Consider the following 16,203-nt stretch of genomic DNA (forward strand, 5'->3'; position numbering starts at 1 on the left):
GGATAATCGATCGCCGCATCGCCATTGCCGTGCTCAGCGCTGGCAGGCCGAAAGAGGAGGATTTCGATGCTACTGGCGCTGATCGTCGCCCTGCCATTCCTGGGAACCCTGTTGCCGTTGCTGTTCGGCCGCCATTGCCGCACCCGCGCCGCGCTGGCGGCCGCCGTGGCGCCGGCCATCGGCCTTGGCCTGCTCCTGACGCAGGCCGGCACCGTACTGGGCGGGGAGGTTCTGAAACTGTCACTGCCCTGGCTGCCGCAATTGGGGCTGAGTTTCAGCCTGCGCCTGGACGGACTCGGTTTCCTGTTTGCGCTGATGATCCTCGGCATTGGCCTGCTGGTGATCCTCTACGCTCGCTACTACCTCTCCGAGCGCGAGCCCTGTGGCCGCTTCTTCGCCTACCTGCTGCTGTTCATGGGCGCCATGCTCGGCGTGGTGCTGTCCGAGAACCTGCTGCTGATGCTGGTGTTCTGGGAGGCCACCAGCCTGTCGTCGTTCCTGCTGATCGGTTTCTGGGGCCACCGCTCGGATGCCCGCAAGGGCGCGCGCATGGCCTTGGCGGTCACCGGCGGCGGTGGCCTGGCGCTGCTGGCGGGCATTCTCCTGCTCGGGCAGATCGCCGGTAGTTTCGAGCTGACCGAGGTGCTGGCCCGTGGCGACCTGATCCGCCAGCACAGCCTCTATCCGGTGATGTTGTGCCTGGTTCTGCTGGGGGCGCTGACCAAGTCGGCCCAGTTCCCCTTCCATTTCTGGCTGCCCCACGCCATGGCCGCGCCGACCCCGGTGTCCGCCTACCTGCACTCGGCAACCATGGTGAAGGCCGGGGTGTTCCTCCTGGCGCGGCTCTATCCGGCCCTGTCAGGCACCGATCTGTGGTTCTACCTGGTGGGCCTGAGCGGCTTGGCGACCCTGTTGCTGGGTGCCGGGATGGCGTTGTTCCAGCATGACCTCAAGGGCCTGCTGGCCTATTCCACCATCAGTCACCTGGGCCTGATCACCCTGCTGTTCGGCCTGGATTCGCCGCTGTCCAACGTCGCGGCGGTGTTCCACATCATCAACCACGCCACCTTCAAGGCGTCGCTGTTCATGGCGGCCGGCATCATCGACCACGAGACCGGCAGCCGCGACATGCGGCAGATCAACGGCATGTGGCGCTACCTGCCGCACACCGCCGTGCTGGCGATGGTCGCTTCCCTGGCCATGGCAGGGGTGCCGTTGCTGAACGGCTTCCTCAGCAAGGAAATGTTCTTCAGCGAAACCCTCGGGCAGGATCTGTTGGGCAGCTTCAGTTGGCTGATCCCGGCCGGCGCGACCCTGGCGGGGGTGTTCTCGGTGGCCTATTCGCTGCGCTTCGTCCACGACGTGTTCTTCAACGGCGAGCCGCGCCAACTGCCCAAGTTCCCGCCCCACGAGCCGCCGCGCTACATGAAGGTGCCGGTGGAGGTATTGGTGGCCCTGTGCCTGCTGGTGGGCATGGCGCCCAACCTCAGTGTCGCGCCCCTGCTGGCGGCGGCGTCTTCGGTGAGCATGGGCGGTACGCTGCCGGAGTACAGCCTGGCGATCTGGCATGGGTTCAACCTGCCGTTGCTGATGAGTACCCTCGCGCTGGTCGGCGGCGTGCTGATCTACATCGGGCGCAAGCCGCTGTTCCGCTGGTACGAAGGGCTGCCGGACGCCGATGCGAAGGAAATCTTCGAAGCGGCGGTCCAGCGCGTGATCGGCGTGGCAGCCCGCTTCATCGCCGCGCTGGAGAACGGTTCCCTGCAGCGCTACATGGCGGTGTTGCTGCTGGCGGCCATTGCCGTGGTGGCGGTCGCCCTGGTGCCGCTGGCCTCGCTGACCGGCACCCGCCCGCTCACCACCTTGGATGGCGTGACCGCTGTCGGGATGCTGGTGTTGGCGATCAGCGGCGTGCTGACGGCCCTGCTGCATCGCCAGCGCCTGGTGGCATTGCTGGTGCTGGGTGTCGGCGGTTTGCTGGTGGCACTGGCCTTTGCCCGTTTCTCTGCACCTGATCTGGCGCTGACCCAACTGTCGGTGGAAGTGGTGACCCTGGTGCTGCTGATCCTCGCCATGTACTACCTGCCCTCGCGTACCCCGGAGGAAAGCTCCAGCCTGCGCATTCTCCGCGACCTCGGCCTGGCTGGCGCCGGCGGCACGCTGGTGGGCCTGCTGACCTACGCGGTGATGACGCGCCCGTACACCACCATCGCCGATTACTTCATTGCCAATGCCATCCCCGGCGGCGGCGGGCACAACGTGGTCAACGTCATCCTCGTGGACTTCCGCGGGTTCGACACCCTGGGTGAGATCACCGTGCTGGCGATCGCTGCGGTGGGCGTGCATGCCCTGTTGTCCGGGCTGTTGCTGCGCAACCCCACCTGCGACCCCCAGGGCCGCAACTGGGCCCGGGCCAAGCACCCGCTGATCCTCGAAACCCTGTCGCGCCTGCTGCTGCCCCTGGCGCTGATGGTGTCGGCGTTCATCTTCCTGCGTGGACACAACCTGCCGGGCGGCGGCTTCATCGCCGGCCTGATCACAGCCGTGGCCCTGGTGTTGCAGTACATCGCCAGTGGTTCGGTCCATGTGGAATCGCGCCTGTCCCTGAACTACCAGCGCATTGCCGGCTTCGGTGTGCTGGTGGCCAGCCTCACCGGGCTGGGCAGTTGGGTCTTCGGTGCGCACTTCCTGACATCGGCCTTCGGCCACTTCCATCTGCCGCTGGTGGGTGAGATCGAACTGGCCACGGCACTGATCTTCGACCTGGGCGTCTACCTCGCCGTGGTCGGTGCCGTGATGCTGATCCTCTCCGGGCTCGGCAAGCTGAGCCTGCATCCGCCCATGACCGAGGAGGTCCACTGATGGAAGCCCTGTTCGCCATCACCCTCGGGCTGCTCACCGCCAGCGGCCTGTACCTGCTGCTCCGGGCGCGCACCTTTCCGGTCGTGCTCGGACTGACCCTGCTGTCCTACGCGGTCAACCTGTTCCTCTTCGCCATGGGGCGCCTGACCGGTGACGCTGCCGTGCTCGGCCAGGGCGGCACTCCGGCCGACCCGTTGCCCCAGGCGCTGGTGCTGACTGCCATCGTCATCGGCTTTGCCATGACCGCCTTCCTGGTGGCGCTGGCCCTGCGGGGAGTCGGTGAGCTGGGCAATGACCATGTCGATGGCCGCCGTGACGGGGAGGGCCGATGAACCACCTGCTCATCCTGCCCATCCTGCTGCCCCTGTTCGCCGGGGCGGCTCTGCTGATGCTGCCCTCGCTGGAGCGCATCAAGCGCACCCTGTCGATCATTGCCTGCCTGGCGCTGATTCCCGTGGCCCTGCTGCTGATACAGCAGGCGGCGGAAGGCGATCTGCAGGTCTATGCCCTGGGCGGCTGGCAGGCACCGTTCGGCATCGTGCTGATGCTGGATCGCCTGAGTGCGCTGATGCTGCTGGTCACCGCCGTGCTCGGCACCGCCGTGGCGATCTATGCCGCCCGGGGGGACGACCGTCAGGGCATGCGCTTCCACGCGCTGCTGCAGTTCCAGTTGCTGGGCCTGAACGGTGCCTTCACCACTGGAGATCTGTTCAATCTCTTCGTGTTCTTCGAGGTGATGCTGATTGCCTCCTATGCGCTGCTGTTCCATGGCGGTGGTGTCGAACGGACCCGCGCCGGCCTGCACTACGCGGTGCTGAACCTGGTGGGGTCGGCCTTCTTCCTGATCGCCCTGGGCGTGTTCTACGGCATCACCGGCACCCTCAACATGGCCGACCTGGCGGGGAAAGTGGCCGCCGTTGCTCCTGCTGATGCGCCCCTGTTGGCCGCTGCCGGGCTGTTGCTGCTGGTGGTGTTCGCCCTCAAGGCTGCTCTACTGCCGCTGCACTTCTGGCTGCCGCGGGCCTACGCTGCGGCCAGTGCGCCGGTCGCTGCCTTGTTCGCGATCATGACCAAGGTGGGGGTGTACTCCATCGTGCGGGTCTACCTGCTGGTGTTCGGTGCCGGAGCCGGTGAACTGGCCCACCTGGGTAATGACTGGTTGTGGCCGCTGGCCCTGCTGACCATGGCCGTGGCCGCGCTCGGCGCTATCGCTGCCGCCAGCCTGCAGGCCCTGGTGGCGTACCTGGTGCTGCTCTCCGCCGGCACGCTGCTGGCGGCGGTGGCCCTGGGCACGCCGGCCTCCCTGGGGGCGGCCCTGTACTACCTGGTGCACAGCACCTGGGCGGCCGCCGGGCTGTTCCTGCTGGCCGACCTCATCAGCCGCGAGCGCGGCGAGCGACGAGGCGCGCTGGTGCAGGGGCCGCTGCTGGAGCACCCGGCCCTGCTGGGCGGCGCCTTCTTCTTCGCCGCCATCTCGGTGGCCGGCTTGCCGCCGCTGTCCGGCTTCATCGGCAAGCTGCTGCTGCTACAGGCCGCGACGCCGGGTCTGCCGACGGCCCTGCTGTGGGGCGTGCTGCTGGGTGGCAGCCTGTTGTGCCTGGTGGCCCTGAGCCGGGCCGGCAGCACGCTGTTCTGGCGTACCACGGGGGCTGATGCGCCCGGTGGCGAGGGGCTCGATGGTGTGCGCCTGGCCGTTACTCTGGGGCTGCTGGGCCTGGCCGTGGTGCTGGTGATCCTAGCGGGTCCGCTGATGGCCTACCTGGAGGCCACGGCCGCCCAGTTGCACGATGTGGACCTCTACCGGCAGGCCGTCCTGCCAGGAGCGGGCGCATGATCCGTCGTCTCTTGCCCCATCCCGCCACCAGCCTGCTGCTGCTGGTCACCTGGCTGCTGCTGGTGGATTCCCTGTCCTTCGGCCAGTGGCTGCTGGGCGGCGCACTGGCCGTGTTCATCCCGCTGCTGTGCAATCCGCTGATGCTGGAGCACCCGCGTACCTGGCACCCGGCTCGCCTGGCCCGGTTCATCCTGCTGGTGCTGTGGGACATCCTGCAGGCCAACTTCCTGGTGGCCCGCCAGACCCTCGGCCCGATCCGGCGCCTGCAGCCGGGTTTCGTCGAAGTGCCGATCGACCTGGACAACGAAATGGCCGTCAGCCTGCTGGTGTGTGTGGTGTCCCTGACCCCGGGCTCGGTGTCCGCCGACCTCAGCGGCGACCGCCGCACCCTGCTGGTCCACGCCCTGGACGTGCCTGATGCCGACGCGCTGGTGGCGGAGATCAAGCAGCGCTACGAAGCGCCCCTCAAGGAGGTGTTCCCATGCTCGCGTACGTGATTCCCATCTGCCTGGGCCTGCTGGTGGTGGCCATGCTGCTGACCCTGGCGCGCCTGGTGCGTGGGCCCTGCCTGCCCGACCGGGTGCTGGCGCTGGACACCCTCTACATCAACGCCATCGCCATGCTGATCCTGCTGGGCATCTGGAAGGGCACCAGCCTGTATTTCGAGGTGGCGCTGCTGATCGCCGTGCTGGGGTTCGTTGGCACGGTGGCGGCAGCCAAGTACATGCTGCGCGGAGACATCATCGAATGAACATCGCCGACCTGCCCCTGTGGGCCGACATCCTGGTTTCCCTGCTGCTGCTGCTGGGCTCGCTGTTCGTGCTGATCGGCGCCGTTGGCATCTACCGCCTGCCGGACTTCTTCACCCGGCTGCACGGCCCCACCAAGGCCACCACCCTGGGCGTGGGTGGCCTGGTGATGGGGTCGCTGGTCTACCTGTCCTGGGTGTCGGGCACGCTCAGTTTCCATGAGTTGCTGATCAGCCTGTTCCTCTTCATCAGTGCCCCGGTCAGTGCCTACATGCTGGCCAAGGCCGCCGTGCTGCAGCAGCTCCCCCTCAGCTCGCGGACCCGCGGCAAGCCCTGGCAGCAGTAACAGTTTTGCCGGGCGGCTGTGCCTGTCGGGGGCGTCTGCCGCCCCCTAGACTGTCGATTTTTCCGGAGGCGGTGCATGGCGCAGCAGGCTCGTTGGGTGGCAGTGGCCTGCCTGGTGCTGGCCATGGCGCTGTGGGGCAGCTCGTTCATCGCCCTCAAGTTCGCCTTCCGCGAGGTGCCGTCGATGTGGGTGATCTTCGCCCGCATGGCCCTCGGCAGCCTAGTGTTCCTGCTGGCCTGGCGCTGGCGGGGGAGGGCTGAGCCCCGGCCCGGCGACTGGAAGTACTTCCTCGCCCTGGGTGCCTGCGAACCCTGCCTCTACTTCATTTTCGAAGCCCTGGCGCTGGCGCACACCAGCGCCTCCCAGGCCGGGATGATCACCGCACTGTTGCCGCTGCTGGTGGCGGTGGGGGCCTACCTGTTCCTCCGTGAGCGCATCACCCGCACCACCCTGGCCGGCTTCCTGCTGGCGGTGCTCGGTGCGGTGTGGCTGAGCCTGGTCAGCGAATCGAATGCCCATGCCAGTGCGCCTCTGCTGGGCAACTTCTACGAATTCCTCGCGATGCTCTGCGCCACCGGCTACACGCTGCTGCTCAAGCACCTGTCGTCGCGCTATTCGGCCTTTCACCTGACGGCCTTGCAGGCGTTCATCGGAGCCGTGTTCTTCCTACCGGTGGCGTTGGCGGGCGAGTCCTTGCCCGCCGTCATCAGCCCGCTGGCGCTGGGGTCTATGGTCTACCTCGGCATCGTGGTCACGGTCGGCGCCTATGGTCTCTACAATTTCGGCGTGGGGCGCTTGCCGGCCAGCCAGGCCACCGGCTTCATCAACCTGATCCCGGTGTTCACCCTGATCTTCGCCATGCTGCTGCTGGACGAACGCCTCAGCCCCGCCCAGTTCTGCGCCGCTGCCCTGGTGTTCGCCGGGGTAGCCCTCAGCCAGTGGCGCAGCGCCCCGCCGGCCCCGGCCGGCATCCTTGATTGAGTACACACCATGCCCGCTGATTTCCGCCGTTGGACCCGCGACGCCATCCGCCTCATCGAGGCCGACTTCCAGCGCAGCGCCGATACCCACCTGATCCCCCTGGCGCTGCCGGGCTTCCCGGGTGTCGACCTGTATTTCAAGGACGAGTCCAGCCACCCCACCGGCAGCCTCAAGCACCGCCTGGCCCGTTCGCTGTTCCTCTACGCGCTGTGCAACGGCTGGCTGAAGCCGGGGGCGCCGGTGATCGAAGCCTCCAGCGGCTCCACGGCGGTGTCCGAAGCTTATTTCGCACGCCTGCTGGGGCTGCCGTTCATCGCTGTGATGCCGGCCAGCACCTCCCCGGAGAAGATCGCGCAGATCGCCTTCTACGGCGGCCGCAGCCACCTGGTGAGCGACCCGACGCAGATCTACGCCGAGTCCGAGCGACTGGCGCAGGAGAGCGGCGGCCACTTCATGGACCAGTTCACCTACGCCGAGCGCGCCACCGACTGGCGGGCGAACAACAACATCGCCGAGTCGATCTTCCAGCAGATGCGCCATGAGCCGCACCCGGAGCCGAGCTGGCTGGTGTCCAGCCCCGGCACGGGCGGCACCCTGGCGACCCTCGGGCGCTATGTGCGCTACCGCCAGCACCCGACCCGGGTGCTGTGCGCCGACGCCGAGCGCTCGGTGTTCTTCGATGCCTACGTGAGTGGCGACCGCAACCTGACCCTGGACTGCGGCTCGCGCATCGAGGGCATTGGCCGGCCTCGGGTCGAGGCGTCCTTCCTGCCCCAGGTGATCGATGCGATGGCCAAGGTGCCGGATGCGCTGTCCCTGGCGGCCATGCACTACCTGGCGCAGCGCCTGGGACGACGGGTCGGCGGGTCCAGCGGGACCAACCTGGTGGGGGCCTTGCGGGTGGCCTCAGACATGGCGGCCAAGGGAGAGCGGGGCTCGGTGGTTGCGATCCTCTGCGACGGCGGCGAGCGCTACGCGACCACCTACTACGACCCGGCCTGGCTGGCGAGCCAGGGGTTCGACCTCGAACCCCTGGTTGCGCAGATCGCCGCCTGCGCCGAGCAGGGCGCGCCCCTGCCGGATTCGCTGGCGGTTGCCGGGCTCTGACAGGCTGTTGAAACGCTCACGGCGCTCGCTGCCGCTGCGCCGTTTGCGCTATTCAACGGCTTGCCGGGCCTCGCCTCCTCGCCAGGCGAGGGCCACATCCAGCATGCGGTGGGCGAAGGCCCACTCGTTGTCGTACCAGGCGAGCACCTTCACCAGTTCGTCCTGCACCCGCGTCTGGGTCAGGTCGGCGACGCAGGACACCGGGTAGCCGTTGAAGTCCACCGACACCAGCGGCAGCTCGTTGCAGCTCATCACCCCCTCCGGCAGGCGGAAGGCGCCTTCGCGCAGTGCGGCGTTGACCGCCTCGCGGGTGGTGGGGCGCTCGGCGATGAAGCTCAGGTCCACCAGCGAGACGTTGGGGGTCGGCACCCTGACCGCCAGGCCGTCGAGGCGCCCGGCCAGCTCCGGCAGCACCAGGCCGATGGCCCGTGCCGCGCCGGTACTGGTGGGGATCATCGAGAGGGCGGCGGCCCGCGCGCGGTAGAGGTCGTCGTGGGTCTTGTCCAGCAGGTTCTGGTCGTTGGTGTAGGCGTGCACCGTGGTCACCAGGCCGCTGCGGATTCCGAACGCCTGGTGCAGCACCTGGGCCAGGGGCGCCAGGCAGTTGGTGGTGCAGGAGGCGTTGGAGACGATGCGCTGGTCGCCCAACTGGTCGTGGTTGACGCCGTACACCACCGTCAGGTCGGCGCTGTCCAGCGGGTGGGAGAGCAGCACGTGGGAGGCCCCGGCGGCAAGGTGCCGTTCCACCTGTTCGCGCTTCTTCATCCGCCCCGAGCATTCCAGCACCAGGTCCACCCCCAGGTCCGCCCAGGGCAGGTTGCCGGGGTCCGGCTCGGCCAGCAGGCGTATCGCCTGGTCGCCGACGTGCAGGTGGTCCTGGCGCAGTTCGAGGGTGCCGGCAAAGCGGCCGAAGGTGGAGTCGAAGCGGGTGAGGTGGGCGAGGGTGGCGAAATCGCCGAGGTCGTTGATGGCTTCGATCCGCACCTGCTGGTCGAGGCCTCGTTCGAACACGGCGCGGACAATGGCCCGGCCGATGCGTCCATACCCGTTCAATGCGATGCGCAGCATGACGTTCTCCTTCTTGGTGTCCTGTCTGCAAGCTTAGGAGGTCATCGGCGAACGGGGGCCGCTCCGGCCCTGGGAACGGGCCGAGGCGGGGGAGGGAAACAACGGTTCAGTCGTTGCGGGCGCCGCCGAAGGCCGCACAGCCGCGCAGGGTCTTGCCGTCCAGGCGCAGTTCGGCGGAGAGGTGCTGGACGGCACCGCTCATGCTGTCGACGCAGCGTTTCGGGGCGACCCACAGCTCCACCCGGCGGCCGTTGGCTTCGCTGGTGAGGTTGAAGCGGCCGTCGGGTAGTTGTTCTTCCATGTAGGGGATGGCCAGCGGCGGCTGCTCGGGCTCTTCCAGCACCAGGCCGGCGTTGCTGACGTTGACGCTCCAGGACGGCTCGTTGCCGCTGGCACGCAGCAGCAGGCGGCGGAAGTTCGGGTCGTCGCAGCCATGGCCCTCGCGCTGCAAGCGGTACAGGCGGCGCACGTCCAACTGGCCATCGGCACCGGCCTTGCTCGCACCCAACTGGCCGCCGAGATCGGCGAACAGCGGGCCCGGCCCGTCATCCAGGAGGGTGGCGGCTTCCTGCAGGATGCCGGTGGCGCCCACGTCGGCAATCATGAAGCGTCGCTGCTCCTGGCAGGGGCGGAACACCAGGCGTCCACCGCTGGCTTCCAGTTCGCCCTGCATCCGCTGCTGCGGGAGTTGCGGCGCCTTCTCCGGCCCGGTGAAAACCTGGCAGCCGGCGAACAGGGGGATCAGACTGAACAGCAGGGGACGAACGATGCGCATGGGGGCCTCCTTGGGAAGCGGCCACGTTACCGGGGCGCCTCGGCGAGCTCAAGGGCGAGGAGGATGGATGATCCAGTGCAAGCGGGTTTATGAACCCTGGGATGAACGCGATGGCCAGCGGGTGCTGGTGGACCGCCTGTGGCCGCGCGGTTGCCGCAAGGAGGCGTTGGGGTTGGCGCTCTGGCTGAAGGCGGTGGCGCCTTCGGATGCGTTGCGCCGCGACTTCTGCCACGACCCCGAGCGCTTCGATGAGTTTCGCCTGCGTTACCGGGGCGAGCTGGCGGCGCACCCGGAGCATTGGCAGGGGCTGCGGCAGATGGCGCGGGAGGGCACGCTTACCCTGCTCTACGCGGCCCGCGACGAGCAGGCCAACAACGCCCGTGTGCTGGCCGAGTTCCTTGAAGAGGAGCTGGACCGCGAGGGGCCGCCCAGTTCCCCGGCGTGCTACGCCGGGGAGGTGTAGCGGCTTACCAGACGCGGTACACCTGGCCGCTCTGGCCGCCTTCGGCGCTCTTGGCATAAGCCAGGGCTGCCACGGCTGCCGGCACGGCCTTGAAGCCGCGGAAGAACGGGCCGTAGGACGGCAGGGCCTCTTCGATCACCGTGGGGCTGACGCTGTTGATGCGCAGGCCGCGCGGCAACTCGATGGCAGCGCTCTTGACGAAGCTGTCGAGGGCACCGTTGACCATGCTGGCGGAGGCGCCGGCGCGGATCGGGTCGTCGCTCAGCACCCCGGAAGTGAGGGTGAAGGAGCCGCCGTCGTTGATGAACTCCCGGCCGATCAGCACCAGGTTCACCTGGCCCATCAGCTTGTCTGCCAGGCCCTTGGCGAATTCCGCTTCGCCCATTTCGGCCAGGGCGCCGAAGTGCACCTTGCCGGTGGCGCTGATCAGCGCATCGAAGCGCCCGGTCTGCTCGAACAGGCGGCGGATCGAGGCGGCATCGCGGATGTCCACCTGGAAATCGCCGCTGCTGTGGCCGACGCGGACGATCTCGTGGCGCTCCCTGAGCTCGTTGTCGATGGCTTGGCCGATGGTGCCGCCGGCGCCGATGAGAAGGATCTTCATGGAGGGGATTCCTGTGGCTGAGGGATGACGGAATCCAGTGTAGAGTCGCTTTTGTTTCCGATAAGCGGGGTAATCGGAAACCTTGGGTTTTCATTTGGAAACAGTGAGGCGCACGTGAGCGAACTCGACGACCTGGCGGCCTTTGCCGTCCTGCTGGAGGCGGGCAGCTTTACCCGCGCAGCCGAACGGCTGGGGTGCAGCAAGGGGCAGTTGTCCAAGCGCATCCGTCATCTGGAGGAGGGGCTGGGTACGACATTGTTGCACCGCACCACCCGGCGCCTGGACCTAACGGCGGCTGGCGCCGCGCTGTTGCCCCAGGCCCGCGCCCTGGTGGCCCAGGCGGAAGCGGCGCGGCAGGCGGTGAAGCGCCTGCAGGAGGAGGTGGCCGGTCGGGTGCGGATCAGCGTGCCGGTGTCCCTCGGGGAGACCTTCTTCGATGCGCTGCTGCTGGACTTCACCCGCCAGTACCCGGCAGTGCGGGTGGAGCTGGACCTGAGCAATGCCTACCGCGACCTGATTGCCGAGGGCTTCGACCTGGGCGTGCGCAGCGGCCCGCACCAGGACGAACGCCTGGTGGCCCGGCCGCTGTTCTCCCTGGAGGAGATCACCTGCACCGCACCGGCCTACCTGGCCCGCCACGGCGAGCCCCGTACCCCGGCGGAGCTGGTCGGTCACCAGTGCCTGCTGAACACCCATTACGCCGGCTACGAGGAGTGGCTCTACCACCGCCAGCACCAACTGGAGCGGGTGCAGGTGGCGGGCAACCTCGCCAGCAACCACTACAGCCTGTTGAAGAAGGCCGCCCTGGCCGGCGCGGGCATCGCCCGGCTGCCCTCCTACATGCTGCACGACGAATTGGCGGAAGGCCGCCTGGTGTGGCTGCTGCGTGGGTACCGCACGCGACAGTCGCCGGTGTTCCTCGTGCACCCCTACCAGAGCGGCCTGCCGCGGCGCACCCAGGTGCTGGTGGACTACCTGCTGGACTGGTTCGAGCGCAGCCGTCAGGCCCTCGACCGGCTGGAACTCGGGGTTTAGGACGGAGTCGATGCCATGGTTGCAGGCTCGGTGGCAGCGGTTTCAACCGCGAAAGCACCGCGCCGGAGTTGATCGCGAACGAGTTCGCTACCCGGCACCACCGCCCATCCCCGGACTGAAGTCCGGGCTACCGAGCGTTTGCGGACCCGCCAGCCGTTTACTGGCACCCGTAGCCTGGGCTTCAGCCCAGGGAGCGGAGGTTGGGCGTTCCCCGGACTGAAGTCCGGGCTACCCAGTGCTCGAACCCGCAGTCGATTACCGGCACCCGTAGCCTGGGCTTCAGCCCAGGAGGCGGAGGTTGGGCGTTCCCCGGACTGAAGTCCGGGCTGCAGGTGGCCGACCCTGTGGGAGCGGCTTCAGCCGCGATGCTCTTGCTTCACCTCGTTCGCGAATGAATTTGCTTGTATGTCCTAGGGTGAGACCTGTCTGGGGCGGAGGGACTGAATTCGCTTCTCCCACAGAGGGACATGGTGCCCCGGTGCGATGCGCTTCGTGCCTCAGCGCATCCTACGAGCCGACGTCACCTGTAGGATGGGCTGAGCTGTGCGAAGCCCATCGTGTTCAGGCGATTACCGGCTAGACGCCGCAGGGTGGACCACGCTTCATCGGTCCACCGTCATGCGTCCAGCCAGGCTCCGGGGCGCTGGCGATGCATACGAAAACGGCCCCTTCCGGGGCCGTTGTCGTGTCGCAGCGGGATCAGCCGCCCAGGTAGGCGTCGCGCACCTTGGGGTCGGTCAGCAGGGCTTCACCGGTGCCCTGCATGACGATCCGTCCGTTCTCCAGCACGTAGCCGCGATCCGCCAGCTTGAGCGCCTGGTTGGCGTTCTGCTCGACGAGGAACACGGTCACGCCATCACGGCGCAGCTGTTCGATGATGTCGAAGATCTGCTGGATGATGATCGGCGCCAGGCCCAGGGACGGCTCGTCCAGCAGCAAGAGCTGGGGCTTGCTCATCAGCGCGCGGCCGATGGCGAGCATCTGCTGTTCGCCGCCGGACATGGTGCCGGCGCGCTGGGCATAGCGTTCCTTGAGGCGCGGGAACAGGTGCAGGATCTTGTCCAACTGCTCCTGGTAGTCACCCTTGGGAGTGAAGAAACCGCCCATGGCCAGGTTCTCCTCGACGGTCAGGCGGGCGAACACACGGCGGCCTTCCGGCACCACCGCGATGCTCTTGCGCATGATGTCGCTGGACTCCTGGCCCACCAGCTCCTCGCCCAGGTAGCGGATGCTGCCGCTGGCCGCGCGCGGCGAGCCGCAGAGAGTCATCAGCAGGGTGGACTTGCCGGCACCGTTGGCGCCGATCAGGGTGACGATCTCGCCACGGCTGACTTCCATGCTGACGTCGTGCAACGCCTGGACCTTGCCGTAGAAGGTGGAAACCTTGTCGAAACTCAGCATGGCTCAGGCCTCCCCCAGATAGGCTTTGATCACATCCGGGTTGCTGCGGATCTGCTCCGGCGTACCGTCGGCCAGGGGGGTGCCCTGATTGATCACGTAGATATGGTCGGAAATGCTCATGACCAGATGCATGTCGTGCTCGATCAGCAGCACAGTGACGTTGTACTCGTTGCGCAGCAGGGCGATCAGGGCCTTGAGGTCCTCGGTCTCGCGCGGGTTCAGGCCGGCGGCGGGCTCGTCGAGCATGAGGACGCGCGGGCGCGTCATCATGCAGCGGGCGATCTCCAGCCGGCGCTGCTGGCCGTAGGCGAGGGTGCCGGCGGGGCGGTTGGCGACGTCGGTGAGGTTGACCTGCTCCAGCCAGTGCGCGGCGTAGTCCATGGCCTCGCGCTCGCTCTTGCGAAAGCCCGGGGTCTTGAACAGGCCGGCGAGGAAATTGGTGTTGAGATGACGATGCTGGGCGACCAGCAGGTTCTCGACAGCGGTCATTTCCTTGAACAGGCGGACGTTCTGGAAGGTACGCACCACGCCCTTGCGGGCGATCTTGTGGCCCGGCAGGCCTTCGATCTGCTCACCGTCGAGGCGGATGCTGCCGCCAGTGGGCTGGTAGAAGCCGGTCAGGCAGTTGAACACGGTGGTCTTGCCGGCGCCGTTGGGGCCGATCATCGAGACCACCTGCTTTTCTTGAACGGACAGTGCCACGCCATTGACGGCCAGGAGGCCGCCGAAACGCATGGAAAGGCCGCTTACTTCCAGGATCGGGCGGCTCATCACTTCAGCTCCAGGTGTGGGCGTTGCATGGGCAACAGGCCCTGCGGACGCCAGATCATCATCAGCACCATCAGGGCGCCGAACATCAACATGCGGTACTCGTTGAATTCACGGGCGAGCTCCGGCAGCAGGATCATCACCACCGCTGCGAGGATGATCCCCAGCTGCGAGCCCATGCCGCCGAGCACGACGATGGCGAGGATGATCGCCGACTCGATGAAGGTGAAGGATTCAGGGGTCACCAGGCCCTGGCGGGCGGCGAAGAAGCTGCCGGCGAAACCGGCGAAGCAGGCGCCCAGGGTAAAGGCCGAGAGTTTGATCACGGTGGGGTTCATCCCCAGCGCGCGGCAGGCGATCTCGTCTTCGCGCAGCGCTTCCCAGGCGCGACCGATGGGCATGCGCAACAGGCGGTTGATCACGAACAGGGTCAGCAGCACCAGCAGCAGGGCGATCAGGTAGAGGAACACCACCTTGTTCACCGAGTTGTAGGCGATGCCGAAGTATTCGTGGAAGGTCTGCATGCCCTCGGCCGCGCGACGCTCGAAGGTGAGGCCGAACAGGCTCGGCTTCTCGATGTTGCTGATGCCGTTGGGGCCGCCGGTGATCTCGGTGAGGTTGCGCAGCAGGATGCGGATGATCTCGCCGAAGCCGAGGGTCACGATGGCCAGGTAGTCACCGCGCAGGCGCAGCACCGGGAAGCCCAGCAGGAAGCCGAACAGCGCAGCCATCATGCCGGCGATCGGCAGGCACACCCAGAAGCCCAGGCCGTAGTAGTGCGACAGCAGCGCATAACTGTAGGCGCCCACGGCGTAGAAGCCGACGTAGCCCAGGTCGAGCAGGCCGGCCAGGCCGACCACGATGTTCAGGCCGAGGCCGAGCATCACGTAGATCAGGATCAGCGTGGCGATGTCCACCGCACCGCGCGAGCCGAAGAACGGCCAGGCGAGGGCGACCACGATCAGGCCGAGGATGATCCAGCGCTGGGTGGAGGGCAGGGTGAGGAAGTTGCTCGCCTTGGTGGAAAGCTTCGGCAGCTTCGGTGCGTTGTCCCAGACGCCCATCAGGCGGGTGCGGAACAGTTGCCAGAAGAACATGGCGATGGCGCAACCGGCGATGGTCCAGAGCACGGCGGGGCTTGCGCCCTGCACCTGCAGGCTGATGCCGACGGTGGTGAGCTTCAGGCCCAGGACCGGGTAGGCGACCGCGATGACCAGCAGGGCGCTGAAGAAGGCGGTCTTGAGGTTCTTGGCGGTGTTCATACCTTCTCCACCTCCGGGCGACCCAGGATGCCGGTGGGGCGGAACAGGAGGACCAGGACCAGCAGGCTGAAGGACACCACATCCTTGTACTGGTCACCGAACAGGTCGGCGCCGAAGGCTTCGGCCACGCCAAGCACCAGGCCGCCAAGCATGGCACCGGGGATGCTGCCGATGCCGCCGAGTACCGCAGCGGTGAAGGCCTTGATGCCGGCAAGGAAGCCCAGGTGCGGGTTGATCACGCCGTACTGCATCCCCAGCAGCACCGCGGCGATGGCGGCCAGGGTGGCGCCGATGACGAAGGTGAGGGCGATGATGTTGTTGGTGTTGATCCCCAGCAGGTTGGCCATCCTGATGTCCTCGGCACAGGCGCGGCAGGCGCGGCCCAGACGGGAACGGGAGATGAACTGGGTGAGGCCGAACATGACCAGGAAGGTGACGACGAAGATCAGCACCTGCATGTACGAGATGGTGACCCCGTTCATGGTGCTTTCGCCGAACACGAAGTTGCCCGGCAGCAGGTTCGGAATCGCCTTGTCCTTGGAGTCCTGGGCGAGCAGGACTTCGTTCTGCAGGAAGATCGACATGCCGATGGCGGAGATCAGCGGGATCAGGCGGTTGCTGCCGCGCAGCGGCCGGTAGGCGACCCGTTCGATGCTGTAGCCGTAAGCGCTGGCGACGATGATGCTGGCGCTGAAGGCCGCCACCATCAGGAGAGGCAGGCTGTCGAGACCGAGCATGGTGAGCCCGGCGATGGCGATGAAGGCTACGTACGAGCCGATCATGTAAACCTCGCCGTGGGCGAAGTTGATCATGCCGATGATGCCGTAGACCATGGTGTAGCCGATGGCGATCAGGGCATAGGTGCTGCCAACGGTCAGGCCGTTAACCAGCTGTTGCAGGTAGTGATAGAGATCAGGCATTCCCCAACTCCTCGGGCATCACGTAAAG

At 67.1% G+C, this 16,203-nt stretch carries 17 protein-coding genes; 10 read left to right on the forward strand and 7 right to left on the reverse strand.

Going from position 1 to position 16,203, the window contains the following annotated elements; translation table 11 throughout:
* The first annotated feature begins 66 nt into the window (after nucleotides 1–66).
* The 8 genes from A9G05_RS18685 to A9G05_RS18720 all read left to right on the forward strand — a co-directional run bounded on the left by A9G05_RS18685 (nucleotide 67) and on the right by A9G05_RS18720 (nucleotide 7,879).
* Complete coding sequence (locus A9G05_RS18685) at nucleotides 67–2,862, forward strand: monovalent cation/H+ antiporter subunit A (protein ID WP_069562398.1); 2,796 nt, start codon at nucleotides 67–69, stop codon at nucleotides 2,860–2,862.
* Nucleotides 2,862–3,194 carry a Na+/H+ antiporter subunit C gene (locus A9G05_RS18690; protein WP_069562399.1) on the forward strand — a complete coding sequence of 111 codons (333 nt, stop codon included), beginning with the start codon at nucleotides 2,862–2,864 and terminating at the stop codon, nucleotides 3,192–3,194. Before A9G05_RS18685 ends, A9G05_RS18690 begins: the two co-directional genes overlap by 1 nt.
* Nucleotides 3,191–4,696 (forward strand): monovalent cation/H+ antiporter subunit D, encoded by a 1,506-nt coding sequence (locus A9G05_RS18695; RefSeq protein WP_069562400.1) that lies wholly within the window; start codon nucleotides 3,191–3,193, stop codon nucleotides 4,694–4,696. Before A9G05_RS18690 ends, A9G05_RS18695 begins: the two co-directional genes overlap by 4 nt.
* Nucleotides 4,693–5,193: a Na+/H+ antiporter subunit E gene (locus A9G05_RS18700; RefSeq protein ID WP_069562401.1), complete on the forward strand. Its 501-nt coding sequence runs from the start codon at nucleotides 4,693–4,695 to the stop codon at nucleotides 5,191–5,193. The genes A9G05_RS18695 and A9G05_RS18700 overlap by 4 nt, the downstream gene beginning before the upstream one ends.
* Nucleotides 5,178–5,447, forward strand: coding sequence for a K+/H+ antiporter subunit F (locus A9G05_RS18705; protein WP_069562402.1), 270 nt, complete (start codon nucleotides 5,178–5,180; stop codon nucleotides 5,445–5,447). The genes A9G05_RS18700 and A9G05_RS18705 overlap by 16 nt, the downstream gene beginning before the upstream one ends.
* Nucleotides 5,444–5,791, forward strand: coding sequence for a Na+/H+ antiporter subunit G (locus tag A9G05_RS18710; RefSeq protein ID WP_083265789.1), 348 nt, complete (start codon nucleotides 5,444–5,446; stop codon nucleotides 5,789–5,791). The genes A9G05_RS18705 and A9G05_RS18710 overlap by 4 nt, the downstream gene beginning before the upstream one ends.
* Nucleotides 5,792–5,866: 75 nt before the next feature.
* Nucleotides 5,867–6,772 carry a DMT family transporter gene (locus A9G05_RS18715; protein WP_069562403.1) on the forward strand — a complete coding sequence of 302 codons (906 nt, stop codon included), beginning with the start codon at nucleotides 5,867–5,869 and terminating at the stop codon, nucleotides 6,770–6,772.
* 9 nt (nucleotides 6,773–6,781) lie between these two features.
* Entirely contained in the window at nucleotides 6,782–7,879 is a 1,098-nt protein-coding gene (locus A9G05_RS18720; protein ID WP_069562404.1) for a PLP-dependent cysteine synthase family protein, read from the forward strand.
* A 48-nt stretch (nucleotides 7,880–7,927) separates the two neighbouring features.
* Here the strand turns inward: A9G05_RS18720 and gap are convergent, their stop codons facing one another.
* Together gap and A9G05_RS18730 are read right to left on the reverse strand one after the other, a co-directional pair.
* Complete coding sequence (gap, locus tag A9G05_RS18725) at nucleotides 7,928–8,947, reverse strand: type I glyceraldehyde-3-phosphate dehydrogenase (RefSeq protein ID WP_069562405.1); 1,020 nt, start codon at nucleotides 8,945–8,947, stop codon at nucleotides 7,928–7,930.
* Between the two features lie 106 nt (nucleotides 8,948–9,053).
* Nucleotides 9,054–9,722, reverse strand: coding sequence for a COG3650 family protein (locus A9G05_RS18730; protein WP_069562406.1), 669 nt, complete (start codon nucleotides 9,720–9,722; stop codon nucleotides 9,054–9,056).
* Nucleotides 9,723–9,789: 67 nt separating this feature from the next.
* Here A9G05_RS18730 and A9G05_RS18735 point away from each other — a divergent pair, with 67 nt between their 5' ends.
* Nucleotides 9,790–10,185, forward strand: a complete 396-nt coding sequence (locus tag A9G05_RS18735; protein ID WP_069562407.1) for a DUF488 domain-containing protein — start codon at nucleotides 9,790–9,792, stop codon at nucleotides 10,183–10,185.
* A gap of 4 nt (nucleotides 10,186–10,189) precedes the next feature.
* On the opposite strand, the gene A9G05_RS18740 is transcribed toward A9G05_RS18735, so the two are convergent.
* On the reverse strand, nucleotides 10,190–10,789 hold the full coding sequence (locus A9G05_RS18740) for a short chain dehydrogenase (RefSeq protein WP_069562408.1): 600 nt from the start codon (nucleotides 10,787–10,789) through the stop codon (nucleotides 10,190–10,192).
* A gap of 114 nt (nucleotides 10,790–10,903) precedes the next feature.
* Here A9G05_RS18740 and A9G05_RS18745 point away from each other — a divergent pair, with 114 nt between their 5' ends.
* Nucleotides 10,904–11,824 (forward strand): LysR family transcriptional regulator, encoded by a 921-nt coding sequence (locus A9G05_RS18745; protein WP_069562409.1) that lies wholly within the window; start codon nucleotides 10,904–10,906, stop codon nucleotides 11,822–11,824.
* Between the two features lie 699 nt (nucleotides 11,825–12,523).
* Here A9G05_RS18745 and A9G05_RS18750 read toward each other — a convergent pair.
* The 4 genes from A9G05_RS18750 to livH are packed head-to-tail and all read right to left on the reverse strand — an operon-like array spanning nucleotide 12,524 to nucleotide 16,175.
* Entirely contained in the window at nucleotides 12,524–13,225 is a 702-nt protein-coding gene (locus tag A9G05_RS18750) for an ABC transporter ATP-binding protein (protein WP_044413400.1), read from the reverse strand.
* 3 nt (nucleotides 13,226–13,228) lie between these two features.
* A complete protein-coding gene (gene livG, locus A9G05_RS18755; protein WP_069562410.1) occupies nucleotides 13,229–13,996 on the reverse strand; it encodes a high-affinity branched-chain amino acid ABC transporter ATP-binding protein LivG in 768 nt (255 codons plus the stop codon).
* The gene (locus A9G05_RS18760; protein ID WP_069562411.1) at nucleotides 13,996–15,255 is read right to left on the reverse strand and encodes a high-affinity branched-chain amino acid ABC transporter permease LivM; all 1,260 of its coding nucleotides are present in this window, start codon (nucleotides 15,253–15,255) and stop codon (nucleotides 13,996–13,998) included. Before A9G05_RS18760 ends, livG begins: the two co-directional genes overlap by 1 nt.
* Nucleotides 15,252–16,175, reverse strand: a complete 924-nt coding sequence (gene livH / locus A9G05_RS18765) for a high-affinity branched-chain amino acid ABC transporter permease LivH (RefSeq protein WP_069562412.1) — start codon at nucleotides 16,173–16,175, stop codon at nucleotides 15,252–15,254. The genes A9G05_RS18760 and livH overlap by 4 nt, the downstream gene beginning before the upstream one ends.
* Between the last annotated feature and the right edge of the window lie 28 nt (nucleotides 16,176–16,203).

It is taken from the genome of Pseudomonas sp. ENNP23, from assembly GCF_001728945.1.
In the GTDB taxonomy this organism is placed as follows: Bacteria; Pseudomonadota; Gammaproteobacteria; order Pseudomonadales; family Pseudomonadaceae; genus Metapseudomonas; species Metapseudomonas otitidis.